This window comes from Arthrobacter sp. Leaf141, from assembly GCF_001424565.1.
Classification (GTDB): domain Bacteria; phylum Actinomycetota; class Actinomycetes; order Actinomycetales; family Micrococcaceae; genus Arthrobacter.
Genome location: NZ_LMOL01000042.1, coordinates 5,314 through 15,033, shown reverse-complemented (window position 1 = coordinate 15,033; position 9,720 = coordinate 5,314). Strand labels below are relative to the sequence as shown.

Annotated in this window: 10 protein-coding genes; 3 read left to right on the top strand and 7 right to left on the bottom strand. The window is 60.1% G+C overall.

What is annotated here, in order from left to right; all coding sequences use genetic code 11:
* Positions 1 to 174: 174 nt before the first annotated feature.
* On the bottom strand, positions 175 to 1,473 hold the full coding sequence (locus ASF72_RS18300; protein WP_157371075.1) for a hypothetical protein: 1,299 nt from the start codon (positions 1,471 to 1,473) through the stop codon (positions 175 to 177).
* A 280-nt stretch (positions 1,474 to 1,753) separates the two neighbouring features.
* Between ASF72_RS18300 and ASF72_RS18295 the strand changes: the two genes are divergently transcribed.
* Together ASF72_RS18295 and ASF72_RS18290 are read left to right on the top strand one after the other, a co-directional pair.
* Positions 1,754 to 2,263 carry a hypothetical protein gene (locus tag ASF72_RS18295; protein ID WP_157371074.1) on the top strand — a complete coding sequence of 170 codons (510 nt, stop codon included), beginning with the start codon at positions 1,754 to 1,756 and terminating at the stop codon, positions 2,261 to 2,263.
* Positions 2,264 to 2,294: 31 nt separating this feature from the next.
* On the top strand, positions 2,295 to 3,329 hold the full coding sequence (locus ASF72_RS18290) for a hypothetical protein (RefSeq protein ID WP_157371073.1): 1,035 nt from the start codon (positions 2,295 to 2,297) through the stop codon (positions 3,327 to 3,329).
* Here ASF72_RS18290 and ASF72_RS20515 read toward each other — a convergent pair.
* From ASF72_RS20515 to mobC, 6 genes are all read right to left on the bottom strand, one after another.
* Positions 3,292 to 4,053 carry a hypothetical protein gene (locus ASF72_RS20515; protein ID WP_157371072.1) on the bottom strand — a complete coding sequence of 254 codons (762 nt, stop codon included), beginning with the start codon at positions 4,051 to 4,053 and terminating at the stop codon, positions 3,292 to 3,294. The two genes, ASF72_RS18290 and ASF72_RS20515, sit on opposite strands and share 38 nt — an antisense overlap.
* Positions 4,054 to 4,153: 100 nt before the next feature.
* Positions 4,154 to 4,303, bottom strand: coding sequence for a hypothetical protein (locus ASF72_RS20510; protein ID WP_157371071.1), 150 nt, complete (start codon positions 4,301 to 4,303; stop codon positions 4,154 to 4,156).
* Positions 4,304 to 4,329: 26 nt separating this feature from the next.
* Positions 4,330 to 5,382, bottom strand: coding sequence for a PDDEXK nuclease domain-containing protein (locus ASF72_RS18285; protein ID WP_056601223.1), 1,053 nt, complete (start codon positions 5,380 to 5,382; stop codon positions 4,330 to 4,332).
* A gap of 60 nt (positions 5,383 to 5,442) precedes the next feature.
* Positions 5,443 to 6,675: a hypothetical protein gene (locus ASF72_RS18280; RefSeq protein ID WP_056601222.1), complete on the bottom strand. Its 1,233-nt coding sequence runs from the start codon at positions 6,673 to 6,675 to the stop codon at positions 5,443 to 5,445.
* A 34-nt stretch (positions 6,676 to 6,709) separates the two neighbouring features.
* On the bottom strand, positions 6,710 to 8,350 hold the full coding sequence (locus tag ASF72_RS18275; RefSeq protein ID WP_056601221.1) for a relaxase/mobilization nuclease domain-containing protein: 1,641 nt from the start codon (positions 8,348 to 8,350) through the stop codon (positions 6,710 to 6,712).
* A 2-nt stretch (positions 8,351 to 8,352) separates the two neighbouring features.
* Positions 8,353 to 8,745: a plasmid mobilization relaxosome protein MobC gene (mobC, locus tag ASF72_RS18270; RefSeq protein ID WP_200933679.1), complete on the bottom strand. Its 393-nt coding sequence runs from the start codon at positions 8,743 to 8,745 to the stop codon at positions 8,353 to 8,355.
* A gap of 222 nt (positions 8,746 to 8,967) precedes the next feature.
* Here mobC and ASF72_RS18265 point away from each other — a divergent pair, with 222 nt between their 5' ends.
* Complete coding sequence (locus tag ASF72_RS18265) at positions 8,968 to 9,306, top strand: hypothetical protein (protein ID WP_056601220.1); 339 nt, start codon at positions 8,968 to 8,970, stop codon at positions 9,304 to 9,306.
* The last annotated feature ends 414 nt before the right edge of the window (positions 9,307 to 9,720 follow it).

The following is a 9,720-nucleotide window of genomic DNA, read 5'->3' as shown; positions in this document are numbered from 1 at the left end:
CGACTCGTGGGTGGTCCTGAATCAAACCGTCTCAGCGGTCCTGAATCGAGTTGACATACTCAGTGGAGGGATGTGAAGTCCATGCTCACAGGATATGCGCCACTACCGATACGGGGGTTGCAGGAGCCAGTGCAGCTGCGGCCTTGGGCCGAAAGAGGATGGTTTCCTCGAGTCTTACTTTCTCGTTGGTTTCAGGGCATCCCGAATCTTAGAGAACGGGGTGAGTTCGTGGAAAGTTTCGTCAATCAATTTATTTCGCGGCATTGCATTTGATCCGACGACGTTAGCCATCGCATCGCTGAGACTCAGGTTCACAAGATGAGAATCTTTCAGTATTCGAAGCAAAATCTCGCCGAGGTTATCCGGGCTAAGGGAAGACATCCGCTCAATATCAGCCAGTGAAGCCGTCAAAACGGGGAGCAGACCAGTTCCGAAACGCTCGCGCGTCTGCACGGAGTTGGCCCCGATCATGGGTTCAGCGGTAACAATCAGGCCGACCAAAGGGCGATCAGAGGGGATATGGTTGAAAGCTGGATTGCCGGCAGAAATCTCGGAAGCATTGTTCTCTAATTGTCGGTAGGCCTTTCCTATGTACTGTTCAATCAGCCTCTCGGCTGCCTCGGTGCCTGCTCTAGCTTCCAGGCTCATCCGTGCTGATTTGCACTCGATGAGAACGGTTGCGGCCGGGGTGACAAGAAACCAGTCAGAAGACCGCATGAGGCCAACCCGTTTTTTGTTCCAGGTGAACTCTGGGATGACGCTGTGCTCGCCCGTGTGGCGGAGCTGCATGCCGGTATAAGCCTCTACCCTTGCGCCGAAAGCTGATCCGAAGCCCCTTCCCCAGCGCTGCATGCCGCGATAGTAGAGGTTTTCTGTTGCGAACGCTCTTAGGACGAACTGTGGCTGTGGCGCATAACGGAGGCCGTTACCTAGGTCCACAAAAGGGCGTTCAATCAACGGATTGAACGCATACCGCTGAAGACCGACAGGAAGCTGGGCTGTGGCCTTGGCCCTTTCCTTAGCCTCCGGGACGGTTGTAGTCAGAAGGTCCAGCACCCGGCGAAGATGCTTTGCGGGGATGAAGGCTTCCAGCTGGGAATAGTCCGGATTACCTGGCCATTCTGGATCGAAGGTGCCAAGGTTACTGCAGGTTATGGCGAACAGCGCAAAGGATGCTGCTATTGCCGTAAGGAATGGGACTCCGAGCAGTTCCTCCCAATCGTGCTCGTTAGGGTGCTCGTAATCGGGCGCGGCCTCTGTCTTGGTGTACAAGAGAAACGATCTTGCAAGTTCGTGCCGGACATTTTTCTGGTACCAGGTCTGTTCGTAGGCCATTCCGAGAAGCATCGTAAAGATGCTGGTTTTTGACTCCTGTGTTTCGTCCCATCCAGGCGAATTGAAAAAGTAGTTCTGCATCTGCTGCAGAGCTCGGGCCTCTACAGGTTTAGACCTACGTTCATTGCTGTACAGCATGCAATCGCGCGCCATGGCCGCAAAGACCCAAGGGTGGATCCCTCGGGCCCTCTGCGCGGGCTTATCGTAAGCTCTTCGGGCCGCTGCTGCGGCTACGGCAGGAATAAGGTCAGAAGGGGCATGGCGCCGGGTGGCTTGCCGGAACTGTGAATATGGAATGGTCGTATCTGGTGTCCATGGTTCCTTGTCCGCTCGCATAGCAAGAATTTACCCTTGCGAGCAGACAATCACTGCAGCCCTGGCTTTCGTTGGGGGTGTTCTCACCCGGTATGCTCCGGGCATGGCAGCAAAGATTACAGAAGACGAGTGGAGGCCGCTCCCCGGCGCGTTGCCTGAAGACGTGCAGACAGACAAGGTCTACGTCATTCCGATGAGAAGGCCGATGGAGGCCGACGAAGATGCCACCCCAAGGTACACGGACACTGTGCGGTATCTGCCGAAAGAGGCACGAGCCGGTGGCATCCCACTAGAATTCGCAACGGGCGAACGCCAGCGTAAATACCTGCAAGAGTTCAGTGCCGGCCCGGACATGTGGGCGCTCGGTCTGGCTCTCCTGACCATTACCAGCGATTGGGTCATCTTCAGCGTCCAGCAGTTCATCCACACCCGTGCGAAGGCTGAGGGATGGACTCAAGAAGAAGCACAGGAGTTGCCGCTAAAGGTGTCAATCGCGGAGACCAGCACTTCACGGAACATCGAAATTGAGGGTAGCGGCTCCGAAGTCCTCGAAGCTCTACGACTCCTCCAGCAGAAATCTCCTGACCAACACGAAGATGGTCACAATGGCTAAGACTAGAGGTCGACGATTTAGGACAGTAATCATGCAGGCGGGCCCAATCCCACCATCAGGTGGACCACATCGGCACCGCTACCTCGATTCAAACGGAAGAGAGTCGCTACAGACCGCCGATGAAAGTTACATTGCAACTCTAAAAGCCCTTGGCAATCGGGCCGAAGATATCCCGGCGATGCATGAGCCCTTGGAATCAAATGATGACGTTCTTCGCCGGCAGATGCAGCGACAGAAGCGCTCCGAGTGGATCGACTTCACTGCGACAATCGACCAGAAAACACTGGAAGAGGTCGAACCGTTAATCCGACAATCGGAATCCTCAGCCGTAGCCGCGCTTAACTACCTAGAAGACCACGAGCTAGCGGAAGTCGCTCACGCGGCGATTCATCGGGCTGCTTTCATCCGACGTGGTTTGTTTGGATGCCCCATAGTCTTGCGCGAAGACGACGAATTCTGGACGAACTGTTCGATAAGTATGTCTCACCTGCGTCTAGGCACTTCCGCAGGTCTAATCAGTGACTTCGAGTGCTCGATCTGTGGGAAATTGGTCGAGAACTGCGACCACATCATGAATGAGGTCTACTACAAGAGCGCAGCGCATAGCGACGGCAAATGCTCAATCTGTGGCGCAACGACCTGCGAGCACGAGGCCGGCAAGGCTTACCCGACCGTAGCGTATTCCAACGCGCGCAACATGGGGTTTGAGGAAGTGTCGCTAGTCGCCCGACCCCGCTACCCGCAGGCGCGCATAATCGAGGAGTCGGTTGACTTAGGGCCAGCCGGGGACGACCCACGAGTTCGCCGTGCGGCGCAGCAAAACTTTTTGAATTGCGATGGGTGTCTTGGGCCGTGCAGGGGCTTCAACGATATGCAGAACTGGCCGGATATCCGGACATTAGTGCCGGAGACCGCGACCGCTCCTAATGATGAGCTTGTCGAAATTAACGACCTCGACGTTCGCAGTGTCGTTAAGAACAAGAGAGAGGATAACGCCATCGTGCGCGTGGTCGCCGATTTTGCAGGCCCTACTTCAGCCCCTGAAGCCAGGCCGGCAGCGGAGTAGTTTGCCCAGAAAGCGGAAAACCGTCCCAGGATGGGCTTCCTGTAGTGGCCAACTGCGTGTACCTCTTACATGCTGCGTCGAAAAGCTGTCCCGCCTCGTACGCGATGGTTGCCAAGACGGCCCCGCTCCCCCGGATCTTACGTTGCAAACCTTCTTGCGTTGAATTCTCGCCGTAGCTTGGAACAAGCTCGCTGAAGGCGAGGTACGCCCAGCGTTTGCCATGCGCGAAACCACTGCAGAGCTGCCAGGCGTTGAGCCATGTCATGACCCGGTCTTCGTGGAACGGTTCGATCTGACGCATTACAAAGGTGGATCCAGGTGACGGCCAAGCCTTAAGGGGAGACTTACCTCCCGCATCGATTCCCACCGCAAGTGCTACCTCAAGCAGCTCGTCGTAGGAACGGGGTTCAGACGCTGGAAAGGTCTGTTTCCACTCTCCGGCGAAAGAGTTGAAATGCTCTATCTCACCGCACCACAACCGAAGTGCGTTACGCCTACGGGCCTTGGCTGCGGTTGGTCGCATCAGCCACAACGCGTGTGCACTTGACTCCATATGCGCGCGGTAAAGGGTATAGGCGCCGCTTACCGGGAATGCGACTTGGATCCCTGAAAAATTCTCGTGGATGAGCAGTTCAGAGATTGCCTCAGATGTATGAATCGTTGAAATTAGCAGATTTCGCGCAAGATCTGACGGACTGAAAGGCGACATGATCCGGTCGTCCATTTCGAAAGCACTCCCTCGGCGTGGAGTCAGATCTTCGCCATGGACTATGTCTGCGACCTCACGTTCTCTTTCCAGCCGAGTAACGAGAAATTCTTTATAGTCACCACCAAGCGAGTTCGACGAAGAAGCTGATTTTCCCCACGAGTTCAAGATCTTTCACCAGTGGAACGGCGATGGAAAGCGAAATCGGCAGGACATGGAACGCGTCGCGGCCGCAGAACGGCGAGCAGAAATGAATGACCTTCTTCAATCTGATGCCAAATCAGACAGCAGCCTTTACTGGTCATCCGAGGACCCTTCGGCTAGCTCGGCCCATTCGAGTGCGGCCACAACATGCACCTCATCGGGCAGCGCCCGCTGCTCTGCGGCAGGAAGCAGATCGTAGGTGTAGGCGGCCACCGCCATAGGCGAGCTTGAGCGCCCGAGGCTGTAGCGGACACTACGGTCGTTCTTGGTCCCGCAGATGAGGATCCCGATGGTTTCGTTGTGGTGGTCGCGCCGGAGTGTGTCATCCACGAGGGCGACGTAGAAGTTGAGCTTGCCGGCGTATTCGGGCTGAAATTTGCCGGTCTTGAGTTCGACGACAACGTAGCGGGATTGTTCGATGTGGAAGAACAGGAGATCGATGTAGAAGTCGTCGCCGTCGACGTCGAAGTGGACTTGGCGGCCGACGAAAGAGAAACCGGGCCCGAGTTCCCGGAGCGTCTCGGTGATCCTGCTGGTGAGAGCGTTCTCCAAGTCCCGTTCGGCGACCTCCCCGGAGAGTCCGAGGAATTCGAAGTTGTAGGGGTCTTTGGCGATCTGTTGAGCGAGTTCAGATTCTGGTGCAACAAGCTGTTGCACAAAGTTCGACGGTGCCGCCCCTGTCCGTTCCATGGTTCTGTTCATCATCATGTTCAGGAGGACGTTCCTCGACCAGCCATACTGCACGGCTGATGCTGCGTACCAGAACCGCTCCTCGGGGGTCGCTCCCTTGTCCAGCAGCACGGTGATGTGGCCCCACGGCAATTGTGCAACAGGCTGTTGCACGATTGGTTCCACCCAGGCCGCGGCGAACCCGCGCATGTAGAAGAGGTTGCGGCGCGACAGCCCCTTCATCTCCGGGAACTCAGCTCGAAGGTCGTCGGCCAGCCGCCCGATAACCCCGCTGCCCCAGCTCTGGTCGTCTTGGCGCTCGAGAATCGTCTTACCGATGGACCAGTACAGCTCGATGAGTTGGGTGTTCACCGTTCGTATGGCCTTGGTGCGGGCTGCCCGGACTCGTTCCTTGAGCTGGCCCAGCAGGTCGCCGTAGTCGGAGGGTAGGGCGAGGTCACGGGCGTCAGTCATGGATTCGATCCTATCCATGACTGACCCGCCCAGTACGGATATCCCCCGGCGCCCCAAGCCTTAGCGGCTGGGTCCGCCCTTACCTCGCTCAGCGCCCACAGCCGCGCCTGTGCGGGTCTTCCGGGCTTTGGCCGCGCCTTTGCCATTCGCGACGGCCACACTGGGATGCGTGCCCTCGCTGCGCGCGGCTGCGAGCCGGCCCTTGATCTGGGTGTCGCTGGCGCCGGTCTCGGCAAGGGAGTCGGCGAACTTCTCGTGGTGTTCGGCGGAGCCGTATCCGATCTGCGCAGCTGTTTCGGCCTCTACCCCCTGGTCTTTCAGCCGCTGACTGTCGTCGCCGGTGACGCGGTTTTCAATTTCTCGGCCGACACCCTCGATGCGGGCGAAGAGTTCATTTTCGGCTCGTTCGTAGCGTTGTTCCTGGGTGGACCATTTGTCGCCGCTGAAGCCGGCTTCGGCGAGAAGTTTCGCTTCGTGCATGTCTTTGGCGGCTTGCACGAAGCCGGGGTCAGCGAAGTGTTTCTCGCCGGTGCCGTTGATGTTCGCGGTGGTCTCGGTCCGGAGCTGGTCAATGCCGGGCCCGTTGATCCCATCCTTGCCGATCAGGTACAGCCGTTCTTTGATCGCGGTGTCGGCTGCCTCCAGTGCTTTGGGGGTCTTGGCGCTGTGTGCGCGTTCGAGGGCCTGGGCCAGTTCGGGGTTGGCCAAGTACTCGGCCGGGACCTGGTGGCGTTCCATGTGTGGGGCGAGTTTGGTTGCCTGGGCGCGGAGTTCTTCCGCGCGGGCAGCTGCAATGAGTTGCACGGCTTTTTCGTGGTCGGCTTCGCTTGTGCGCTTCTCGCTTTCGGCCTGCGCCTGGGCGTCCTGCTTGGCTTTCTCTGCCACGGCTCCCTGAACCGCGGTTTGCAGTGCAGCGGGGTACCCGGACATGTCGTGGGTGTCGATTCCGTACCGGGTCTGGACTTCGGTGCGGATCTTCTCGGCCGCCGCCAGCGCGATGGGGTCGTGGTCTTTCCACCCCTCAGCGACTGCGTACACGGTGGCGATGTCGGAGGGCTGGGCTTTATCCCACCACTGGTCCTTCTGGACGGGTGACAGGACGGCCCGGGCAGCGCTGCGGTCGCCGGCCAACCTGGTCGCGGCTTCTCGGGCTGCCTGAGCGTCGTGTTGTTCCTGCTGGCGCTGTGTCTCTTGCCGGCTCCTGGCAATTGTCTCAGCGATGCGGGAGCCAATCAGCAGCGACTGCCGCAGGCCTCCCTCGATGACATCTTCCATTCCGTCTGACTCACTCATGGTGTTCCCCCTTGCACTCGTCGCGACATTCTTTTTATCGTTCCATTCCGGGGCCGGACTCGCTCCGGCCCGGCTGGTAAGTCTTCGCCGGTGTAGCTGGCGTGGGCGTAATGGGTACTGCTGAACCTGGCCGGATGGGCACCATCCCGCGCCGGGCAATATCAATCGACCTCGGCACCGACCCGGCATCCGCCCCGGGGGCTTGCTCGGCCCCAACGTTCACAGCCTTAGGCATTGCTCCGGTGAACGGGGCGAGCCGGGTTTCGACCACCGATCGGATGCGCTGGGCTTCCCGGGTCCGCCCGGATTGGGCGTGCATTTCATAGATGGCGAAGGCGGTGTTGATCAGCTGCATCATCAGTGCCGTCTGCGCGGCTGTTTTGTTCTTGCTCGACGCGGCCATGAACAGCATCGCGGTGCCGGCGATGGAAGGCAGCGCCACGGGCTTGCTGTACTGCAGGGGGTTCCTCAGCTGCGCGGTGCGGGCCAGTTCCGCCGAGGTCGCAGCCAACGGCCCGGGTGTGGGTTCGAGCCGGTAGGACCAGGCAGCGAACGCACCGGAAACCTCCCGGGCTGCCTTCGCCCAGGTCGCGTGATCATCCCTGGGCAGCGCCCGAAGTTGGTCGACGAGGGCTGTGGCATTCCTGGTGTAATCCACCCAGACCTGGGGACCTGGGGTGGCGTGCTCCGGTCCCGTGCGGGAAACGGTTCGTTTGTTCCGTGCCGCGGCGTTCCACTCCGCTGCAGCTTCGGTCGCCAGGTGCGGTGAATCCATCCATTCCTCACGCAGAGCACCGAGCTTCAGATCGGACGCGAGCGTCCCACCGCCGAACCAGATCGGACGCTCACCGCGTGCCGGCCTTTCAGCCACAGAGTACCCAACGACGACGTCAGTGGTGTTCTTCGCATACCGGGGCCGCAGGAGCATCCCGGCCTCGCGGGCGCGGCGGACGAACTCGGCTTCGGTCGCTGAGGAACTGGCACAGGCACGGACTTTCCTGGACAGCGAGGACCGGTGCATTTCCCGTTCGTCCCGGACTGCTGTGGCCTTTTCTGCCTGGTCATAACCGCGGGTCGCGTGGATGGTGGAGAGCTGTTCCAGCCCGTACTTAGCCTCCAGCTCACGGCACGTTTCCTGCGCCCGTTTGTAGTCCCCGTGGGTGGATGCTTTGGTGCCGTCCTCCCGGACCAGGGACACGGCCAGGTGGATGTGGTGGTTCCCGTTCTCACTGGTGCCGTGGTTGACCGCGGCCCACCGGCAGCGCGCCTTTCCGCTGGCCTCAGTGAAGCCCATGGAGTCCACGAAGTCATTGGCAATGTCGGCCCATTGCTGGTCGGTCAGTGCGCCCTCTTCGGCGCGCAGGCTCAGCGAGCAGTGCCACACGCTGGCGTCCTTGTACCCGACGTGGACGCGCTGCTTCCTGGCAGCGTCCCACTCGAAGTTCTTGATCTGCACAGACACGTCGTAAGCCTTGCGGGGTCGATCAAGATGCTTGGCGATAGCCAACGCATCCTCACGGTCCAGGGTGCCGTTGTCGTACCACGCCATAAGCGCCGCGTCCCCGGCCACCAGGTGCGGATCAGTGTGGGCGTTCTTCGTCTTATCCGTATCGGTCGAGGCCAGGTAAACCATGAGCCCGCCCATGCGCGAACCGCGGGTGATATTCGGAATCATCCTTACATCAACCCGTCAATGGCCCGATCGATCCGCATCGCCACAGACCGCAGATGCTTCAACGCCTCGGCCGTCTCCGCCGGGATCTCTCCGGTGGCGTTTGCATGCCGGGCGATCTGGTTGATGTTGTTCGACGAACGGGCCAAAAGGTTATGGAGCTGCATCAGTTCGGCCATGATGGCCCGGCGTTCAGTCGGGGAATCATTCCGCTCCGACAGTGCTGCTGACAGCAGCAGGTTCGGGACCGTCACCTTCTCCCGCTCGGCCCGGGCAACCAGAGCCGCTTCCTCCTCCACCGTGACCCACAGGTCACGGCGCTTCTTCGACCCCGCCGGGGTGTTCTCCCGACGACGGCGGAACAAATTGGTGCGGTGAGAAATCTCCTCATCCGACATCCCAATTCCTCCCCTCAAAGGCCCAGCGCAGCGACCCCGAACCGGGGACCACACTGACCAGTGTGCCGTACTCGACCGCCAGTGTCGAGGACGACAAGCCACTTACACCCGTGTAAGTGTATAGCTTGCTCCGTACGGCTGCCTTTGGTGGTTTTCAAGTCTCTGGTGCGCCACGCCGAAAACCACCACCCCGGTGTCGGCGTGCGTCGGTAGAGTCGGGGCATGGACATCAACGACATTGCCGCTAAAGCGGCCGCCAAAATCGACGCTGCCCGGGACGCCAAGGTCGCTGCGGTCAAGAACGCTGCCGCCAGCGGCGTCAAACTGCAGGAAGCCGCTCAGCTGCTTGCAGCAGCCGAACAGAAGTACGCGAAGGATTACCAGTCAGCCCTTCGTGCAGACTGGACCGAAACTGACCTCAAAGGCTTCGGCCTGGACTCCCCCACAAAGAAGGCCGGAGGCCGACCCCGCGGCACCAAAACCTCACGCCCGACCATTACCTCCGAATCCACTGCCAGCCGAAACGAAGCTGCAGCTGAGGCCACCTCCACGGATCAGTAGCCCCTCGCCCACACCGGCACGGCAAAAGCTAAACCTCCGGGCTTTTCCCGCACCCCTGTGGACGACGCGACCCACCTGACCGGTTGCACACAGACGCCAGGTCCACCAATGCGCGCACGTCGCCGCTAGGGGGCCGGCGTCTGTGCACGACCTCCACCAGCTCGTGGTCACCACCGGGCAAGTTCCCCATGGACCAAGACACGCACTGCCGACCCTCCCCGGCGGCGGGCCGGGTTCTTTTCAGCAGGGACGACAGGTGTTCTGCCATCCATGCCAACACCACGAAGTTCCCCTCAATCCGGGGAACCGTTTCAAGATGCGCCCGATCCCTGCGCCGGGCCACTGGCCTGTGCAACTGTCGGCCAAAGCGGCCGCTGCAGCTGGGATCCCGCGAGTACCATCTCTGGGTATCCA

What these genes read in the sequence shown, in the direction of transcription:
- ASF72_RS18300 (WP_157371075.1), bottom strand. Translation starts at nt 1,473, where the DNA reads ATGCTGTACAGCAATGAACGTAGGTCTAAACCTGTAGAGGCCCGAGCT.
- ASF72_RS18295 (WP_157371074.1), top strand. Translation starts at nt 1,754, where the DNA reads ATGGCAGCAAAGATTACAGAAGACGAGTGGAGGCCGCTCCCCGGCGCG.
- ASF72_RS18290 (WP_157371073.1), top strand. Translation starts at nt 2,295, where the DNA reads ATGCAGGCGGGCCCAATCCCACCATCAGGTGGACCACATCGGCACCGC.
- ASF72_RS20515 (WP_157371072.1), bottom strand. Translation starts at nt 4,053, where the DNA reads ATGGACGACCGGATCATGTCGCCTTTCAGTCCGTCAGATCTTGCGCGA.
- ASF72_RS18285 (WP_056601223.1), bottom strand. Translation starts at nt 5,382, where the DNA reads ATGACTGACGCCCGTGACCTCGCCCTACCCTCCGACTACGGCGACCTG.
- ASF72_RS18280 (WP_056601222.1), bottom strand. Translation starts at nt 6,675, where the DNA reads ATGAGTGAGTCAGACGGAATGGAAGATGTCATCGAGGGAGGCCTGCGG.
- ASF72_RS18275 (WP_056601221.1), bottom strand. Translation starts at nt 8,350, where the DNA reads ATGATTCCGAATATCACCCGCGGTTCGCGCATGGGCGGGCTCATGGTT.
- mobC (WP_200933679.1), bottom strand. Translation starts at nt 8,745, where the DNA reads ATGTCGGATGAGGAGATTTCTCACCGCACCAATTTGTTCCGCCGTCGT.
- ASF72_RS18265 (WP_056601220.1), top strand. Translation starts at nt 8,968, where the DNA reads ATGGACATCAACGACATTGCCGCTAAAGCGGCCGCCAAAATCGACGCT.